Annotated in this window: 20 protein-coding genes; 11 read left to right on the top strand and 9 right to left on the bottom strand. The window is 62.1% G+C overall.

Annotation, left to right across the window (positions count from 1 at the left end; all coding sequences use genetic code 11):
- Positions 1 to 84: 84 nt before the first annotated feature.
- Entirely contained in the window at positions 85 to 249 is a 165-nt protein-coding gene (locus EP237_RS06925) for a YdcH family protein (protein ID WP_127559494.1), read from the top strand.
- Positions 250 to 492: 243 nt separating this feature from the next.
- On the opposite strand, the gene phbB is transcribed toward EP237_RS06925, so the two are convergent.
- The 3 genes from phbB to EP237_RS06940 form a co-directional block, all read right to left on the bottom strand.
- A complete protein-coding gene (gene phbB / locus EP237_RS06930) occupies positions 493 to 1,218 on the bottom strand; it encodes an acetoacetyl-CoA reductase (protein ID WP_071689366.1) in 726 nt (241 codons plus the stop codon).
- Between the two features lie 168 nt (positions 1,219 to 1,386).
- Positions 1,387 to 2,562: an acetyl-CoA C-acetyltransferase gene (locus tag EP237_RS06935; RefSeq protein WP_127559496.1), complete on the bottom strand. Its 1,176-nt coding sequence runs from the start codon at positions 2,560 to 2,562 to the stop codon at positions 1,387 to 1,389.
- 168 nt (positions 2,563 to 2,730) lie between these two features.
- Positions 2,731 to 3,564: an EAL domain-containing protein gene (locus EP237_RS06940; RefSeq protein WP_127559497.1), complete on the bottom strand. Its 834-nt coding sequence runs from the start codon at positions 3,562 to 3,564 to the stop codon at positions 2,731 to 2,733.
- 126 nt (positions 3,565 to 3,690) lie between these two features.
- On the opposite strand from EP237_RS06940, the gene EP237_RS06945 reads away from it, so the two are divergent.
- Entirely contained in the window at positions 3,691 to 4,278 is a 588-nt protein-coding gene (locus EP237_RS06945) for a DNA-3-methyladenine glycosylase I (RefSeq protein WP_127559500.1), read from the top strand.
- Positions 4,279 to 4,363: 85 nt separating this feature from the next.
- Here the strand turns inward: EP237_RS06945 and EP237_RS06950 are convergent, their stop codons facing one another.
- Positions 4,364 to 4,924, bottom strand: coding sequence for a TlpA family protein disulfide reductase (locus EP237_RS06950; RefSeq protein ID WP_127559502.1), 561 nt, complete (start codon positions 4,922 to 4,924; stop codon positions 4,364 to 4,366).
- A gap of 28 nt (positions 4,925 to 4,952) precedes the next feature.
- Here EP237_RS06950 and argH point away from each other — a divergent pair, with 28 nt between their 5' ends.
- A complete protein-coding gene (gene argH, locus EP237_RS06955) occupies positions 4,953 to 6,344 on the top strand; it encodes an argininosuccinate lyase (protein ID WP_127559504.1) in 1,392 nt (463 codons plus the stop codon).
- Entirely contained in the window at positions 6,341 to 6,487 is a 147-nt protein-coding gene (locus tag EP237_RS06960) for an argininosuccinate lyase (protein ID WP_127559506.1), read from the top strand. Before argH ends, EP237_RS06960 begins: the two co-directional genes overlap by 4 nt.
- A gap of 14 nt (positions 6,488 to 6,501) precedes the next feature.
- Here EP237_RS06960 and EP237_RS06965 read toward each other — a convergent pair whose 3' ends face one another.
- Positions 6,502 to 7,200 carry an META domain-containing protein gene (locus EP237_RS06965; protein WP_127559508.1) on the bottom strand — a complete coding sequence of 233 codons (699 nt, stop codon included), beginning with the start codon at positions 7,198 to 7,200 and terminating at the stop codon, positions 6,502 to 6,504.
- Between the two features lie 311 nt (positions 7,201 to 7,511).
- Here EP237_RS06965 and greA point away from each other — a divergent pair, with 311 nt between their 5' ends.
- From greA to EP237_RS06980, 3 genes are all read left to right on the top strand, one after another.
- Positions 7,512 to 7,982, top strand: a complete 471-nt coding sequence (greA, locus tag EP237_RS06970; RefSeq protein ID WP_127559510.1) for a transcription elongation factor GreA — start codon at positions 7,512 to 7,514, stop codon at positions 7,980 to 7,982.
- Positions 7,983 to 8,017: 35 nt separating this feature from the next.
- Positions 8,018 to 9,046, top strand: a complete 1,029-nt coding sequence (locus tag EP237_RS06975; protein WP_127559512.1) for a hypothetical protein — start codon at positions 8,018 to 8,020, stop codon at positions 9,044 to 9,046.
- 180 nt (positions 9,047 to 9,226) lie between these two features.
- The gene (locus EP237_RS06980) at positions 9,227 to 9,832 is read left to right on the top strand and encodes a hypothetical protein (protein ID WP_127559514.1); all 606 of its coding nucleotides are present in this window, start codon (positions 9,227 to 9,229) and stop codon (positions 9,830 to 9,832) included.
- 157 nt (positions 9,833 to 9,989) lie between these two features.
- Here EP237_RS06980 and mobA read toward each other — a convergent pair whose 3' ends face one another.
- Complete coding sequence (gene mobA, locus EP237_RS06985; RefSeq protein WP_127559516.1) at positions 9,990 to 10,598, bottom strand: molybdenum cofactor guanylyltransferase MobA; 609 nt, start codon at positions 10,596 to 10,598, stop codon at positions 9,990 to 9,992.
- A gap of 112 nt (positions 10,599 to 10,710) precedes the next feature.
- Here mobA and EP237_RS06990 point away from each other — a divergent pair, with 112 nt between their 5' ends.
- Positions 10,711 to 11,406 (top strand): AzlC family ABC transporter permease, encoded by a 696-nt coding sequence (locus tag EP237_RS06990; protein ID WP_127559518.1) that lies wholly within the window; start codon positions 10,711 to 10,713, stop codon positions 11,404 to 11,406.
- Complete coding sequence (locus tag EP237_RS06995) at positions 11,403 to 11,735, top strand: AzlD domain-containing protein (protein WP_127559520.1); 333 nt, start codon at positions 11,403 to 11,405, stop codon at positions 11,733 to 11,735. The genes EP237_RS06990 and EP237_RS06995 overlap by 4 nt, the downstream gene beginning before the upstream one ends.
- Here the strand turns inward: EP237_RS06995 and mscL are convergent.
- The gene (gene mscL / locus EP237_RS07000; RefSeq protein WP_127559522.1) at positions 11,732 to 12,172 is read right to left on the bottom strand and encodes a large conductance mechanosensitive channel protein MscL; all 441 of its coding nucleotides are present in this window, start codon (positions 12,170 to 12,172) and stop codon (positions 11,732 to 11,734) included. The genes EP237_RS06995 and mscL overlap by 4 nt on opposite strands.
- Positions 12,173 to 12,293: 121 nt before the next feature.
- Here mscL and EP237_RS07005 point away from each other — a divergent pair, with 121 nt between their 5' ends.
- Positions 12,294 to 12,992: a glutathione S-transferase family protein gene (locus tag EP237_RS07005; protein ID WP_127559524.1), complete on the top strand. Its 699-nt coding sequence runs from the start codon at positions 12,294 to 12,296 to the stop codon at positions 12,990 to 12,992.
- Here EP237_RS07005 and EP237_RS07010 read toward each other — a convergent pair whose 3' ends face one another.
- Positions 12,993 to 13,640 (bottom strand): pyridoxamine 5'-phosphate oxidase family protein, encoded by a 648-nt coding sequence (locus EP237_RS07010; RefSeq protein ID WP_206052264.1) that lies wholly within the window; start codon positions 13,638 to 13,640, stop codon positions 12,993 to 12,995.
- A gap of 87 nt (positions 13,641 to 13,727) precedes the next feature.
- Here EP237_RS07010 and pdxR point away from each other — a divergent pair, with 87 nt between their 5' ends.
- Entirely contained in the window at positions 13,728 to 15,152 is a 1,425-nt protein-coding gene (gene pdxR / locus EP237_RS07015) for a MocR-like pyridoxine biosynthesis transcription factor PdxR (protein WP_240661558.1), read from the top strand.
- Here pdxR and EP237_RS07020 read toward each other — a convergent pair.
- Positions 15,122 to 15,568: a YtoQ family protein gene (locus tag EP237_RS07020; protein ID WP_127559528.1), complete on the bottom strand. Its 447-nt coding sequence runs from the start codon at positions 15,566 to 15,568 to the stop codon at positions 15,122 to 15,124. The two genes, pdxR and EP237_RS07020, sit on opposite strands and share 31 nt — an antisense overlap.
- Positions 15,569 to 15,657 lie beyond the last annotated feature (89 nt).

The following is a 15,657-nucleotide window of genomic DNA, read 5'->3' on the forward strand; positions in this document are numbered from 1 at the left end:
TTCATACAGGCTTTGCGTGACATGAATCGCGACCTGTGATTGGCTTGTCATGCAAGTGTTACACATCAGAGAGGAGGACATTGAATGTCGGTAGGCGCTCATCTTCAGGAACTTAAGAAGAAACACGAGACCCTCTCACGAAAAGTCGAAGAATACCAACGAAGCCCCGGCACAAGCGACATCGACATCCAGGAGCTGAAAAAGCAGAAGCTCCGCCTCAAGGAAGAGATCGCGCGCCTCGACGCCTGATCCCAAGACCAAAGCGGATGTGCGGCGTCAGCCCGGCACATCCGCCGCCCGAAAGAACACCCGACCCTCGCGATAGGGCGTGCGTGTTTTGCCTCCCAGCATATGAGATTGATCTGAGCCACGCGTGACTGACCGGGGGCCGTCGCCTGCTCTTCGGCATCATCGGGGCCATTCAACGGTCATTCCCAAATGAAAAGGCCCCCACCCGGAAGGGCAAGGGCCTGATTTGCAAGGCTGCGAAGCTTAGCTGAAGAACTGTGCCCCGTTGGCCGAGATGGTCGAGCCGTTGATGAAGCTTGCGTCGTCAGAGGCAAGGAACACAACGCAACGCGCGATCTCTTCGGGCTCACCCAGACGGCCGGCGGGGATCTGCGGGATGATGTTCTTGTTCAGCACTTCCTCGGGGATCGCGCGGACCATTTCGGTGCCGATATAGCCGGGGCACACTGCGTTCGCGGTGATGCCAGCGCGCGCGCCTTCCTGTGCCAGCGAACGCACGATGCCGATATCACCGGCCTTGGTCGCGGCGTAGTTGACCTGACCGGCCTGCCCCTTCTGCCCGTTGACCGAGCTGATCACGATCACGCGGCCGAACTTCCGTTCCCGCATGCCGGGCCAAACCGGACGCACGGTGTTGAACACGCCGGTCAGGTTCGTCGCAACGACCTTGTTCCACTGTTCCGGCGTCATCTTGTGGAAGAACCCGTCCCAGGTGATGCCCGCATTTGCGACGACAACGTCGACGGGGCCAAGGTCCGCTTCGACCTGGGCGATGCCGGCTGCGGACGAATCGTAGTCGGCCACGTCCCATTTGTAGGTCTTGATGCCGGTTTCGGCGGTAAAGGCGGCGGCCTTTTCGTCATTGCCGGCATAGGTGGCGGCGACCTCGTAGCCTTCGGCCTTGAGCGCCTTGGAAATGGCTTCACCGATGCCGCGGGTTCCGCCGGTGACGAGTGCAACTTTTGCCATGGTCTTCTCCAATCTGGTGTGTTCGGTTGGTAACTCTGTTATTCATTTGCTGCGGCGTGCGCAATATTGTTTCGCGCATGACGTACCACAGCTGCGAAGATCCCTGAAGAAAAAGGGCGCCTTTTGGGGCGCCCTGTTATGCTTTTCATTGGCCAGGGGCGCGCGCGCTTACGGACGCTCGACGCAAAGCGCCACGCCCATGCCGCCGCCGATGCACAGCGTCGCGAGGCCCTTCTTGGCATTGCGGCGCTGCATTTCAAAGAGCAGCGTGTTCAGAACGCGGGCACCGGAGGCACCGATCGGGTGACCGATGGCGATGGCGCCGCCGTTCACGTTTACGATCGCCGGATCCCAGCCCATGTCCTTGTTCACGGCGCAGGCCTGTGCGGCAAAGGCTTCGTTGGCTTCCACGAGGTCCAGATCCTCGACCTTCCAGCCCGCCTTGTCGAGCGCCTTGCGGGACGCGTAGATCGGGCCCACACCCATGATGCGCGGGTCGAGCCCGGCGGTGGCGTAGGAGGCGATACGCGCAAGCGGTTCGATGCCGCGCTTCTCGGCCTCATCGGCCGACATCAGCAGCGCACCGGCAGCCCCATCGTTCAGGCCAGAGGCGTTGGCGGCGGTCACCGACCCATCTTTGGCGAAGGCCGGGCGCAGTTTCTGCATGGCCTCCATGGTCGCGCCGTGGCGAATGTATTCATCTGCGTCAACGATGATGTCGCCCTTGCGGGTCTTGATCGTGACCGGGGTGATTTCATCAGCAAACCGACCAGCCTTCTGGGCCGCTTCGGCCTTGTTCTGGCTGGCGACGGCGAATTCGTCCTGCATCTCGCGGCTGATCTGCCACTGCTCGGCCACGTTTTCAGCAGTTTGGCCCATGTGATAGCCGTTGAACGCATCCCACAGACCGTCACGGATCATGGTGTCAATATATTTCATGTCGCCCATCTTCTGGCCCTGCCGCAGTGCGGCGCAATGGGGCGAGAGCGACATGTTTTCCTGACCGCCAGCGGCCACGATGGACGCGTCGCCCAACATGATATGCTGCGCTGCCAATGCCACGGCCCGCAGGCCCGAACCACAGACCTGGTTGATACCCCAGGCTGCGCTTTCCTGCGGGAAACCGGCGTTGATATGAGCCTGTCGGGCGGGGTTCTGGCCCTGCCCTGCGGTCAGCACCTGGCCAAGGATGGTTTCCGATATCTCGGATTTGTCCACGCCCGCACGCTCGACCAGAGCGTTGAGAACAACGGTTCCGAGGTCATGGGCAGGCGTGTTGGCGTAGGAGCCGAGGAAGCTGCCGACGGCAGTCCGGGCGGCGGAGGCGATGACAACATTGGTCATGTCAGATCCCTTTTCGATTTCTTCGAGTCATCCGGACGGGCGGGCCCGACTCGGCGCGACGGAAAGGTTGCGGTTACGCAGGGTCATAGTGTCCCTTTGTATACGTCACAACTGACACGGTGTCTCATGCTGCAGTGCAGATCAATCGGTGATTGTGCTGACGAGGGGTCAGGTGCCGGTGGCCGCCTTGTCCGCCAGCCAGGGCGGCGTCAGGCTCGGCGCCCCGAAGAAATATCCCTGAAGACAGTCGATTCCGGACTGCGCCAGCCACCCGGCCTCGGCCCCGTTCTCGACCGTTTCCGCTACGGTGAACATGTCGAAATGGGTAGCGATGGAAATCAGCGCTTCCATCAGAACCTGATTGTTGGGATCGGAGTGGACGTTTCGCACGAACTGGCCGTCGATCTTGACGATGTCGAAATAGAACTCCCGCAGATATCGGAACGCAGTGTAGCCCGCGCCGAAATCGTCCAGCGCGAAGGCAATACCCTTGTCCTGCAGGTCCGACATGAAGGTGGTCACCAGTTCCGGCATCTGCATGGCGGAGCTTTCCGTGATCTCCAGAATCAGACGTTCCGCGATCTTGGGGTCTTGGGACAGCCCGCGATTGAGGATCTGTTTCCATTTTGGATAGCCGATGGACCGGGCAGACATGTTGATCGACAGACGCAGTGACGGCGTCTGCCGCAATGCGCGAAGACCCGCACGCAGCGCGGCACAGTCAATTTCCCGCCCCAGTTCCTGGGTTTCGACTGCCCCCATGAACTCCTTGGCGGGAATGACCCGGCCGGTTTCATCTAAGATTCGAATCAACCCCTCGTAGAAGGCCACATTCTGCGGGTTGGCGGCCTGCACGACAGGCTGATATGCCAGCACCGCATCGCCCCTGTCCAGCGCTTCGCGCACCATGGTCATGGTGTTCCGGTCCCGGCTTTGCACCGCGAAATCCAATGGGCTTTCCTGACCCGCATCGACGAGCTTCCTACGCTTGCGCCCCCGCATGGCAGCCTCCTTCAACAGACCGCGCCACCATGCGGCCGCAACAGTTAAGCCATGGTGAATTTTCTCATTTTGTTCTAATTTGGGGAAAAGCCGATGCATCGCATTTTTCCCATGGAGGACAAGAGGATGACAGACACCCGCTGCACCTGGCCCGGAACCGACCCACAATACGTTGCCTATCATGACGAGGAATGGGGCGTGCCGGAATGGGACAGCCGGGCCCTGTTCGAGAAACTGATTCTCGACGGGTTTCAAGCCGGGCTGGCCTGGATCACCATCCTGCGAAAGCGTGAGAATTTCCGCGCAGCCTTTGCCGGATTCGACCCGCATGTGATCGCACAATGGGGGGAGCCAGAGGTTGAGCGGCTGTTGCAGGACACGGGCATCATTCGCCATCGCGGCAAGATCGAGGCGACCATCGGGAACGCGCGGGCGTGGCAGCGGATCGAAGCCGAGCAGGGGTTTTCGGACTATCTCTGGAGCTATGTGGGCGGATCGCCCATTCAGAACCGCTGGACGGCGATGAACCAGGTCCCGGCCTCGACCCCGACTTCGGAGCGGCTGTCAAAAGACCTGAAGAAGGCCGGGTTCAAGTTCTGCGGGCCGACCATCGTCTATGCCTTCATGCAGGCGGTCGGGATGGTGAATGACCACTTGGTGACCTGCCCGTGCCATGCGCGTGTGGCGGAGCTGGCACGCAACGCGGACATCTAGCGCAACAACGGCGCTTCGAAGCGCCGTGCCAAGCGCCTTCGAAGGCGCTTTCAAGGGCTTTCCAAAGCCCTTCCCCGCGCCCCGATCAGCCGTTTTCGTCAGACATCAGGGCTGTGAGCAGTGCAATCGCCTCGTCGCTGGCCCAATCCGCATCGCCACGCAGGCGGCCGATTTCCTGCCCCTCGGGGTTCAGCAACACCGTGATCGGCAGGCCAAGCACCCCCATCTGCCGCGACATGGTCTGGCGCGGATCGAGATAGACGGGCAGGTCGGTCACGCCTTCTTCCTCGAAAAACCGGGTGATCGCCGGGATCGGATTGCGCCCGGAGGCAATCGTCACGACGGCAAAATCCTCGCCCCCCAATAGCTGTTGCAGGGCATTAAGCGACGGCATCTCCTCCCGACACGGCGCGCACCACGTCGCCCAGAAGTTCAGCAGAACAAAGCGGCCTTCGAAACCCGCTAGCGTCATGTCGGTCCCCTCCACATCCGTAAAGCTGACCACGGGCACTTCCTGCGGCTCCTCATGCAGCACCATGGCGCGCATATCTCCAGCCAGCAGATCCTCCACCCCGTCGGCTGCAACGGCATTTGCACCCAGACACAAGGCCATGTAGAGCGGGGCAAGTCGGACTAGACGGAACATTCACTTTCCTCCGGGGTTATACGGATCCATGTCGAACAAGAGCTCGAACGCAATGTGGGGCGGCCGCTTTGCCGCTGGACCGGACGCGATCATGGAGGCGATCAACGCCTCGATCGGGTTCGACAAGCGACTGGCAAAACAGGACATCGACGGGTCTCGGGCTCATGCGGCCATGTTGGCGGCTCAGGGTATCCTCACTGATAGTGATGCGGAAGCCATCCGGGAAGGGCTGCTCACGGTCTTGTCAGAGATCGAGGGCGGAACGTTCCAGTTTTCCACCGCGCTTGAAGACATCCACATGAACGTGGAATCGCGCCTGAAAGAGATTGTGGGTGAACCGGCAGGCCGCCTGCACACGGCGCGCAGCCGGAATGATCAGGTGGCGACCGACTTCAAACTCTGGGTGCGTGAGCAGATGGATGCCGCCATCGCGGGTCTGACCGCGCTGATGCAGGCGCTGATTGGGCAGGCCGAGGCCGGGGCCGACTGGGTCATGCCGGGCTTCACCCATCTGCAAACCGCGCAGCCCGTTACCTGGGGCCATCACATGATGGCTTATGTGGAGATGTTCGCGCGGGATCGCTCTCGTTTTGAAGACGCCCGCAAGCGGATGAACGAATGCCCCCTTGGTGCCGCGGCGCTGGCGGGCACGTCGTTCCCCATCGACCGGCATGCCACGGCGACGGCGCTCGGCTTCGACCGGCCTTCTGCGAACTCGCTCGACGCCGTGTCCGATCGGGATTTCGCACTTGAGTATCTGTCGACCGCCACGATCTGCGCCATGCACCTCTCCCGGTTTGCCGAGGAGCTGGTGATCTGGTCGTCCGCTCAGTTCCGCTTCGTGACGCTCAGCGACCGGTTTTCCACCGGGTCCTCTATCATGCCGCAGAAGAAGAACCCGGACGCGGCCGAGCTGATCCGCGCCAAGATCGGGCGGATCCTGGGGGCGAACGTGGCGCTGCTGACCGTCATGAAGGGCCTGCCGCTGGCCTATTCCAAGGACATGCAGGAAGACAAGGAACAGGTCTTCGATGCCGCCGACAACCTGGCGCTGGCCCTCGCCGCGATGGAAGGCATGGTGCGCGACATGACCGCGAACGTGGCCAATCTGGAAGCGGCGGCAGGCAGCGGCTTTTCCACCGCGACCGACCTTGCCGACTGGCTGGTGCGCGTGCTCGACATGCCGTTCCGCGATGCCCACCATGTGACCGGTGCGCTTGTGAAGCTGGCTGAGGACAAGGGCTGCGACCTGCCGGACCTCAGCCTTGACGACATGCACTCCGTCAATGGGCAGATCACCGCCGATGTGTATCAAGTTCTGGGCGTGCACAATTCCGTTGCCTCCAGAATGTCCTATGGTGGCACGGCGCCCGCTCAGGTACGCGCGCAAATCACCCGTTGGAAGGAAACCCTCGCATGACCCGCCTGATCCCCGTCCTGATGATCACGGCCCTGCTGGCCGCCTGCGGCGTCGATGGCAGCCCGACCCACCCGGAGCCACGCCCGACTCCTGGCGTGTCCGTAAGCGGCACGGTGGAGATAGGGGTTGCGGGCGGCGGTTGACCGCCCGCCTGTTGTCAATTCCTGCCGAACAGGGCCAGCAGCCTGCCATTCGCATCCGACAGCCGTAGCTGGCCGACCTCGTCGAACGCGAAACGCTGTGCGTTGTAGACCGCATCAATCATGGCGTCACTTGCCGCGTCGCAGGGATACAGCCCGCCGGGCAGATCGCCAAAGCGCAAGCTGTCTCCAGACACGCGATAGCTGAGACTGGTCAGCCCGCCACAGGCGTGGAAGACCGACGCCGCACCCCAATCTGTCAGGTGAATCTCAAACGTCGCACGACCGTTCGCAACGGGCGACACCCATTGACCCTGCGCATCCCGAGCCGCGTGCAGGGCCCAGGTGCCGACATGGCGCGGGGCCGCGGCCTCAATCTCTTGCATGCGCCAGACGGCGGCGGGGTCATTGGCATCATGGGCAGCGCGCAACCGCCCGCTGCCCATGTTGAAACCGATATAGCGACCGTTCGCGACCGAGCGCAGCAGGATGTCCGCACCTGACCGGGTGATCTCGAACATCGCATGCGCAGTCAGCCCGCCATTGCCAAAGTCGAGGTATTCGTATTGCGTGTTCCCGGTGCGCGCGTAGTGCCCGGTTGCCGGGTCGCGAAGGGCCACCATGCCGTTGCTCAGATCGACCAGTTCGAACTGCAATGGCGCGCCCGATGTCAGTGCTGCGAAATAGCCGCTTGGCCCGGTGACAACCGGGGCCATTGTGACACGGGCATGAAGCGAAAAGCTTTGCGCCATGACCGCTTGGCTGCAGAAAAGGGATATCAGCAGAACGGAGAGCCGAAGAAATGAAATGCGCATATCTGTAACCTCTTTGTCGCCCCATCTGTCTGTCGAGGCTGCGTGCTGTCGGGTTCATTCTTGCCATGCCACCCCGTGCCGCAGCGCCGACAGGTCCGGTTCAATCGGAAACTTGCAAAGATTCTGCCAGTATCCCGTTGAACTACACCCACAGCCCTCATATCGTTCATGCCTGAGACGCCGCATAACACAGGGACAGTAGCGTACATCCGATGGACAAATTTCCGATGACCCCCAAGGGCTATGCAGCTCTCGACGCCGAACTGAAGACGCTCAAGACGGTCGAGCGGCCTGCCATTATCGCCGCCATCTCCGAGGCGCGCGAACACGGGGACCTGTCGGAGAATGCGGAATATCACTCGGCCCGCGAAAAGCAGTCCTTCATCGAAGGCCGCATCAAGGAACTGGAAGGCCTGATCAGCCTTGCGCAGGTCATCGACCCGAAATCCCTGTCCGGTGCCATCAAGTTCGGCGCGACCGTGGAACTCGTCGACGAAGACACCGAGGAAGAGAAAAAATACCAGATCGTGGGCGAAGCAGAGGCGAATATCGAAAAAGGCCTGCTCAACATCAATTCCCCCCTCGCCCGCGCCTTGATCGGGAAAGAGGAAGGTGACAGTGTCGAAGTGAAGACGCCGGGCGGCAGCAAGGATTACGAGATCGTCAAGATCTCCTATATCTAGTATCATCGCGCTGCCTCTACGCGGAACTTGGTGGTATGGCAGACGATAAGCACCCGACCTCATTGGACCTGGGCATTTACTCACAGGAACGCGTGACCCCTCGGATCACGACCGTCGAGATCATGGCGCTGATCCTGTCGGCGCTTTGGCTCGCTGGCGTGGCGTGGTTCTTCTACGGCACCGACCTGTCGGCCTTCGCGGGGCTTGGCGGCTCGCCCCTGGAAGTCACCATGCTGATGATGGCGATCTTCATGCCGATCGCATTGATCTGGGTCGCGGCATCCGCCGCCAAGACCGCCAAGATCATGCGGGAGGAATCGGCCCGGATGCAAAGCGCCATAGACGCGATGCGCGCCGCCTATGTGGCGCAGCAGCAGCGGCACGCGGTCGAGATCAAGCCCGCCCTTGTCGCCAAACTGACCGAAATCGTCGAGGCGCAGCGCAGCGCAGAACCCGTCCAGGCCACCTTCACCAGTCTGCGCAGACCGGCAGAACCCGCCGAAGACCGCGCCGCGGTGGCCCACCCGACGCCGCAGCCAGACACCCCGCAGCCAAGCTTTGGTTTCGGCACCCCGGCAGAGGCTTTGGACGATCCAATCTCCATCGCCGATTTCATCAAGGCGCTGAACTTCCCTGAAAACGAGCATGACAAGGAAGGCTTCCGCACCCTGCGCCGGGCCTTGCAGGATCCGTCCACCAAGAAGCTGATCCGCGCCAGCCAGGACGCGCTGACGCTGCTCAGCCAGGACGGCATCTACATGGACGACCTGCGCCCCGACCGCGCCAAGCCCGAGATGTGGCGGCGCTTTGCCAAGGGCGATCGCGGCAAGGCGGTGGCTGCCCTTGGCGGCATCCGCGACCGGTCCTCGCTGGCACTGTCAGCGGGCCGGATGAAGCAGGACCCTGTCTTCCGCGACGCGGTCCACCACTTCCTGCGCCAGTTCGACCGCACGCTGGTGGACTTCGAACAGAACGCCACGGACGAAGAGATCGCCCAGATGTCCGAAACCCGCACCGCCCGCGCCTTCATGCTGCTCGGCCGGGTGACGGGGACGTTTGATTGATTTGGGGTATTGGGTGATTCTGATAGCCAGATCACTACTGGTGGGGGGGAACAGTAAAAACGGTCGTTTTCGCCGGTGACAGAAAGGTATGGGTTTTGGCCTTCAAGCCTTTTCCATGCCGTTGAATCGGACACACTGCAACTGGTTGAGTTGCTTGTCGGCTCTGCTAAACCTGTCACAATGAAATCGTTCGATGTTGATATTCATTTGGAGCATGGAGGTGCCGTGCTTGCTGTCGAGGTAGAGTGTAGTTCCTGGAAACAGGCCGCCACTTTGCCATTCGAAAACCTTTGGTGGGTATTTCGCAACTACCAATTTCCTAGCCTACCACGTGAAGAGTTTGACATCGCCATGGCCGACTATCTCGCCGCCAACGGATATTCCATGTTGGCCAAAAGAGCATTGACCAGCGAAGAACTACGCCCTGACGCTGCACTCGCATGGCAATTCACGCTAAAGATCGCCGCATCAGGCAACTCGGGACGGGCAACCCAAGCTAACGACTTCTTCGACCGCCTCCGCGAGCTCAAGAGACTTCTTGAGGAGCTATCCGAAGACATTCGGAAGAAAAATGAGAGGCCGACAGCGGAAATCCGGTCTGCACGAGCTTTCATTGATGCTTTCCTAGCCATTCTTGACGAACATGAACACATTCCGCCTCAGACCGTTCCGTCAGAAATTTCGTCCGGACTGCTTGCTCGTCTCAAGAGAGTGGATTGGAACACATTCTCCTCGACCACCCAGAAGCTGGTCGATGCAATAACAAAGATACTCGGTTCCTTCTAAGCGTGGACAAAAACTCCATGCCAAAACTGCCGAGTGAAAATCGGTCGTTTTCGGCAAGACCATCTACCCAACCTGACATCAAGCTGTTAGCCGGGACAAAACCCCCCGGCAGAACCGAGGTGGATTTGACAGGTTTCTGTCACCCATTTGAGGTTGCTCACCGCTCCACCCGTTCCTCCGCACGAGCCAAATCCTCCGGCGTGTTGATGTTGAAGAACGGGTCCACGGGGCCGGATAGGAACCGCGCCAGCACGGCCCCCTGTAGTTCCGCCCATAGCCCGACCTTGCGTTCGCCTCTGTCCAACGCCGCCTGCAAGGCCTCCCGCAAACCGACCGACCACAGGCCGAAGGTGGGGTGGCGCATTTCCCGCCCCTCGACAACACTGCTGGCCAGCGCAATGGGCGCGCCTCCTTCGGCGGCCAGCAACAGGCGCGGCACGAGGTCTTCGGGCAGGAAGGGGGTGTCGGCGGCGACGGTGACCACGTGATCGGCGCCCTCAGACGCCGCCCAGTCCATCCCCGCCAGCACACCGGCAAGGGGGCCGGGGAAACCCGCGACCGGATCGGGCAACACGGGAAGGCCGAGGTCGGCGAAGCGTGACAGATCGCCATTCGCGTTCAGCGCAAGGGCCGCAACCTGAGGTTCGATCCGCTCGATCACGCGGGACATGAGCGACCGTCCGCCAAGCAGCAACCGCCCCTTGTCGCCGCCACCCATGCGAGTCGCTTGCCCGCCCGCCAGGATCACACCGACGGGCTGTTTCATGGCTGCCCCACGGACGTCATGCTGCGGAATAGGTCAGGATCACGGACCATCATTTGCTTCTTCTCTCCGACCCGGCTAATGGCGGTGTAAAGCTCTACTCTAAGGCGCTCTCATGGCAAGCTCCACCACTGCTTATTGGCGCGGCATCCGCGCGGCCCTGCCCTTCCTGCTGGTCGTGGCCCCGTTCGGGATGCTGTTCGGCGTCGTCGGCACGGAGGCCGGTCTGAACCTCGCCCAGGTCATGGGCTTTTCCGTGGTCATCATCGCGGGCGCGGCGCAGTTTACCGCCGTGCAGCTGATGCAGGAACAGGCACCCACGCTGATCGTTCTGGCCTCGGCCCTGGCCGTGAACCTGCGGATGGCGATGTATGCCGCCAGCCTCGCCCCGCATCTGGGCCCCGCGCCGGGCTGGCAGCGTATCCTCATCGCCTATTTCAACGTCGATGGCACCTATGCGCTGTCGCATATGGAATACGAGGCCAAGCCCGCCCTGGCCCTGTCCGAGAAGGTGGGCTTCTACATGGGCACCGCCACGGTGATCTGCTTTCCGTGGTACGTGGCCACCTGGATCGGCGCGGTACTTGGGGCCTCGATCCCTGCCGGGCTGTCCATCGACTTCGCCGTGCCGGTGGCCTTCATGTCCTTCTTCGCCCCGGCCCTGCGCACCCTGCCGCATGTGGCCGCTGCCGTCACCGCGATCATCCTGGCGATCCTGCTGCAAGGGGTGCCTTACAGCCTATGGATCCTGCTGGCAGGCGCGGGCGGCATGATCGTGGGCGCCGAACTGGAACGGAGGATGGCGAAATGACCGGCTGGAGCGACGCCACCATCTGGACGATCATCGTGGCGCTCGGTGTGGGCACCTTCACGATCCGGTTTTCCTTCCTTGGCCTTCTGGGCGACCGGGATCTGCCCGACTGGCTGCTGCGCCACCTGCGCTATACCGCCGTGGCGATCCTGCCTGCACTGGTCACGCCCATGGTGCTGTGGCCAAACGCAACCGGCGGCCAGACGGACCCTGCCCGCCTGACCGCCGCCATTCTTGCGCTCGCCGTGGGCTACTGGACCAAGAACGCCATTGCCACGATTGGCACTGGACTTGCCGCGCTCTTTGCCCTGCAGGCGCTTGGGGTTTAACCCTCGCGGGCTTTCAGCGAGTCGCGGATCTCGATGAGGATATCCAGCTCGCTCGGGCCGGGATCGGCGGCAGGCTCAGGTGCGGCTTCGGCTTCCTTGCGTTCCGCAGCTTCCTTGATCTTGTTGATCGTGCGCACCAGCATGAACACGACAAACGCGATAATCAGGAAATTGATGATCGCCATCACGAATGACCCGTAGGCAAAGGTCGCGGCACCCGCCTCGCGCGCGGCCTCCAGCGTGGCGTAATCGCCGCCGCCCATGGTGTAGAAAAGGTTCGAAAAGTCGATGCCGCCGGTGAACAGTCCGATAAACGGCTGGATCAGGTCATCGACCAGCGATTTGACGATGGCGGTAAAGGCCGCGCCCACGATGATCCCGACGGCCATGTCCATGACATTACCGCGGGCAATGAAATCCTTGAACTCTTTCAGCATTGTCCTGCTTCCCTTTGTACAATTGCGGGGCCTGCGCCCGATGGTGAAGAATAATTGACACAATCTTCAGTTGTTTGTCTTGAGAAATCCGACAAACTTCAAGCGACAAACAGGATACCCCATGGCCGATCTGTCAGCTTTCCCGATCACCACCCGCTGGCCCGCCCAGAACCCCGATGCGATTCAGCTTTACGCCTTTCCAACGCCCAATGGCGTCAAGGTCTCCATCGCGTTGGAGGAGCTGGCCCTGCCCTACGAGGCGCACAAGGTCACGCTTGCACCCCTGGATGTGAAAAGCCTGGAATTCCTGTCGCTCAATCCTAACGGCAAGATCCCCGCGATCATCGACCCTGATGGCCCCGACGGACAGCCCGTTGGCATCTTCGAAAGCGGCGCAATCCTGATCTATCTGGCCGAGAAGACCGGGCGGCTGAATGGCACCACCCCGACCGAGCGTCTGGAGGTCCTGCAATGGCTGATGTTCCAGATGGGCGGCATCGGGCCGATGTTCGGACAGCTCGGGTTCTTCTATCGCGGCGACGGTAAAGCCATCGAGGATCGCCGCCCCAAGGACCGCTACATCGCCGAAACCCGGCGGCTGTTGTCTGTTGTCGAACAGCGTCTGGACGGCCGCGAGTGGCTGTGTGGGGGCTATTCCATCGCCGATATCGCCACCGGCCCCTGGCTGCGCATCCTGGATATGTACGGCGCGCAAGAGGCCGTGGGATGGTGGGATTTCCCCAATTGCATCGCCTATCTGGACCGGTTCCTCGCCCGACCCGCGGTTCAGGTCGGGCTGGTCACGCCGCCGCGCGATTGATCACGCTTTCCAGCGGTAGTCGGTCAGATGGGCAGGCGGCTCGACGCCCGGCAGATTCTGCGGGTCGGGCTGAAGGGGACCGGCCCGCGTTTCCAGCGGGATCACCCCGGCCCAGATCGGCAGCGCGTAATCCTCGTCATCATCGACCGGCATGCCAGTGCGAATCTTGGCGCTACCTTCGGTGATCTCCATCCCCAGTACGGTCGTCGCCTTCAGCTCCTGCGTCGTGTTCGGCCTGAGCTGCGCCGCCCGCCCCGGCCAGAGCCCGTCAATGAACGCCGATAGCCGCGCTTCCTTGTCCTCATCCGGCACCACGAAGGCCGTACCGAACAGCATCACCGACCGCGTGTTGGCCGAATGGTGCATGCCGGAGCGCGCCATCACGAACCCATCCAGGATGGAGACCGTCAGGCAGACCTCCGCCCCCTTGCTGGCCCGGATCGCCCGGCTGGCACTGGAGCCGTGCCAATAGACGTGATTGCCCTCACGCCACTGAAAGGTGGGCGTCACATAAGGCAATCCGTCGATCACATAACCGACGCTGCACATGGGCTGCGCGTCGAGAATGGAATCAATGGTCGCGCGGTCGAAATGGCCCCTTTCATGCGACCGACGCAGGCGGGTGCGCGGCGTGATCTCCAGCTTCATGGCGTTTCCTTCTCCGAATATCTGACTTGTCAGGCGGGGGAGTGCCATGCAATTGGTCTTATAAGAATATCCAATATGTGACAAAATATGCAGACCAATATTGACGCCGCTCTATTGGCCATCAGCCTCGATCGCGCCGCGACAGAACCGCTCCATATGCAACTGACCGAGGCCCTGCGCCGTCTGATCCTGTCAGGCCACGCCAAACCCGGTGCGCGCCTGCCCGCCAGCCGCCAACTGGCGCAGGATCTGTCTGTCTCCCGGCAGACCACACTCACCGCATTGGATCAACTGGTGGCCGAGGGTTATCTGGAAACCAAACAGGGCGCCGGATGCTTCGTAGCAAAGGACCTGCCGCATCTGGCGCCGCCCGATCCGACCCCGCTGCCCAGACCCGAACCTTCGCAGCCCTACCGGCCCTTCCACCCCGGCATCCCCGACATGACGCTGCTGCCCCACGCAACCTGGGCACGCCATCTCGACCGGGCCTGGCGGCATCCGCATCCCGATCTGCTCTCCGCCCCGAACCCGCTTGGCTGGCCCGCATTGCGCGCAGCCATCGCCGCCCATCTGAAGGCCTGGCGCGGGATCGACTGCACGCCCGGTCAGGTGGTGATCACCTCTGGCGCGACCGAGACCTTCGAATTGCTGTCGAGAAGCCTCATGCAAAGGGGCGACCGTGTGCTGATCGAACAACCCGGCTTCGCCCCGATGCGCGCGGCCCTGACCCGTTCCGGGCTATCGCTCATTTCCATGGGGCTCGACGCCGGTGGCGCTGTCCTGCCAGAGACCGCAGATGCCCGCGCCGCCATCGTCACCCCCTCGCGCCACTACCCGCTTGGGATGACCATGCCCCTGCCCCGCCGCCTAGCCTTGCTGGACTGGGCCTCCCGGTCAGACGCATGGATCATCGAAGACGATTACGACAGCGAGTTTCGGTATACGGGCACCCCCTTGCCTGCGCTGATGTCTCTGGGAGCAGGGCAAACGATCTATGTCGGAAGCTTCTCGAAGCTGATTTCACCCGCATTGCGGCTGGCCTATGTGGTGCTGCCGCCCACATTGGTCGAACCCGTGGGCAGGGCTCTTGCTGAAACCGGCCCGCGCGCCTCGCTGATCCCGCAACCGGCACTGGCGGAGTTCATGGAGAGCGGCGCCTTCGCCACCCATCTGCGCCGCATGCGCCGGGTCTATGCGGACCGGCAGCAGGTGCTGCTTGCGGCCCTGTCCCGTCACCTGCCCAACCATTTGCGCGCAGACCCGGACCCGTCCGGCATGCACCTCGTCTGCCGCCTCGGGCCCGCTCTATCAGGCATCAGTGACACCGCGATTGCCCGGCGCGCCGTGAATGCTGGCCTGACCCTCCGCGCCCTTTCCGCCTATTGGCCAGAGGGCGACGGCCCGCAGGGGCTGGTTCTGGGATATGCCGGTTTTCCGCCAGATCAACTGGAAGACGCCGTTCAACGCCTCGCCCGCGTGCTTCAGGACGGCAAAGCGCCCGTCAAAACATAGCGCAAGATTTCGACCACCTGCCGTGGCTCCGACGTCACCGCCAGCGCCGCCGCATGCACCTCTTTCAGCGCATGCTGATGCTCGGGCATCGACAGCACGATCACCGATTTGCCAAGCGCCGCCGCATATCCCGCGTCAAAGGCCGCGTTCCACTGCTTGTATTTCTCACCGAAGCGCACAACGACCACATCCGCCTGCTCGATCCCTCGCCGGGTGCGGATGGCGTTCAGCTTGGCGCCCTTGTGGTCATGCCAGAACTTGTCCGCTTCCGCGCCCATGATCGCCACACCGCAATCGTCGCTGGCGTCATGGTCCGTGACCGGCGCAGAGAACACCACATCCAACCCCTCGGCCCCGGCGATGATCTGCTCACGCCAATCGGTGTGGATCTCTCCTGACAGATAGACTTTCAGCATTGCGATCTCCCTTTCATCTTGGCCCAAATACCTCGGGGGGTCCGGGGGGCAGCGCCCCCCGCGGGTCGACGCCGAAGGCGGCGAAACCG

It is taken from the genome of Nioella ostreopsis (assembly GCF_004000255.1).
Lineage (GTDB): Bacteria > Pseudomonadota > Alphaproteobacteria > Rhodobacterales > Rhodobacteraceae > Nioella > Nioella ostreopsis.

What these genes read in the sequence shown, in the direction of transcription:
- EP237_RS07010 (WP_206052264.1), bottom strand. Translation starts at nt 13,640, where the DNA reads ATGAAGCTGGAGATCACGCCGCGCACCCGCCTGCGTCGGTCGCATGAA.
- EP237_RS06925 (WP_127559494.1), top strand. Translation starts at nt 85, where the DNA reads ATGTCGGTAGGCGCTCATCTTCAGGAACTTAAGAAGAAACACGAGACC.
- EP237_RS07020 (WP_127559528.1), bottom strand. Translation starts at nt 15,568, where the DNA reads ATGCTGAAAGTCTATCTGTCAGGAGAGATCCACACCGATTGGCGTGAG.
- greA (WP_127559510.1), top strand. Translation starts at nt 7,512, where the DNA reads ATGGACAAATTTCCGATGACCCCCAAGGGCTATGCAGCTCTCGACGCC.
- EP237_RS07005 (WP_127559524.1), top strand. Translation starts at nt 12,294, where the DNA reads ATGGCCGATCTGTCAGCTTTCCCGATCACCACCCGCTGGCCCGCCCAG.
- phbB (WP_071689366.1), bottom strand. Translation starts at nt 1,218, where the DNA reads ATGGCAAAAGTTGCACTCGTCACCGGCGGAACCCGCGGCATCGGTGAA.
- EP237_RS06990 (WP_127559518.1), top strand. Translation starts at nt 10,711, where the DNA reads ATGGCAAGCTCCACCACTGCTTATTGGCGCGGCATCCGCGCGGCCCTG.
- EP237_RS06940 (WP_127559497.1), bottom strand. Translation starts at nt 3,564, where the DNA reads ATGCGGGGGCGCAAGCGTAGGAAGCTCGTCGATGCGGGTCAGGAAAGC.
- EP237_RS06945 (WP_127559500.1), top strand. Translation starts at nt 3,691, where the DNA reads ATGACAGACACCCGCTGCACCTGGCCCGGAACCGACCCACAATACGTT.
- EP237_RS06935 (WP_127559496.1), bottom strand. Translation starts at nt 2,562, where the DNA reads ATGACCAATGTTGTCATCGCCTCCGCCGCCCGGACTGCCGTCGGCAGC.
- pdxR (WP_240661558.1), top strand. Translation starts at nt 13,728, where the DNA reads ATGCAGACCAATATTGACGCCGCTCTATTGGCCATCAGCCTCGATCGC.
- mobA (WP_127559516.1), bottom strand. Translation starts at nt 10,598, where the DNA reads ATGAAACAGCCCGTCGGTGTGATCCTGGCGGGCGGGCAAGCGACTCGC.
- mscL (WP_127559522.1), bottom strand. Translation starts at nt 12,172, where the DNA reads ATGCTGAAAGAGTTCAAGGATTTCATTGCCCGCGGTAATGTCATGGAC.
- EP237_RS06960 (WP_127559506.1), top strand. Translation starts at nt 6,341, where the DNA reads ATGACCCGCCTGATCCCCGTCCTGATGATCACGGCCCTGCTGGCCGCC.
- EP237_RS06995 (WP_127559520.1), top strand. Translation starts at nt 11,403, where the DNA reads ATGACCGGCTGGAGCGACGCCACCATCTGGACGATCATCGTGGCGCTC.
- EP237_RS06950 (WP_127559502.1), bottom strand. Translation starts at nt 4,924, where the DNA reads ATGTTCCGTCTAGTCCGACTTGCCCCGCTCTACATGGCCTTGTGTCTG.
- EP237_RS06975 (WP_127559512.1), top strand. Translation starts at nt 8,018, where the DNA reads ATGGCAGACGATAAGCACCCGACCTCATTGGACCTGGGCATTTACTCA.
- EP237_RS06965 (WP_127559508.1), bottom strand. Translation starts at nt 7,200, where the DNA reads ATGGCCCCGGTTGTCACCGGGCCAAGCGGCTATTTCGCAGCACTGACA.
- argH (WP_127559504.1), top strand. Translation starts at nt 4,953, where the DNA reads ATGTCGAACAAGAGCTCGAACGCAATGTGGGGCGGCCGCTTTGCCGCT.
- EP237_RS06980 (WP_127559514.1), top strand. Translation starts at nt 9,227, where the DNA reads ATGAAATCGTTCGATGTTGATATTCATTTGGAGCATGGAGGTGCCGTG.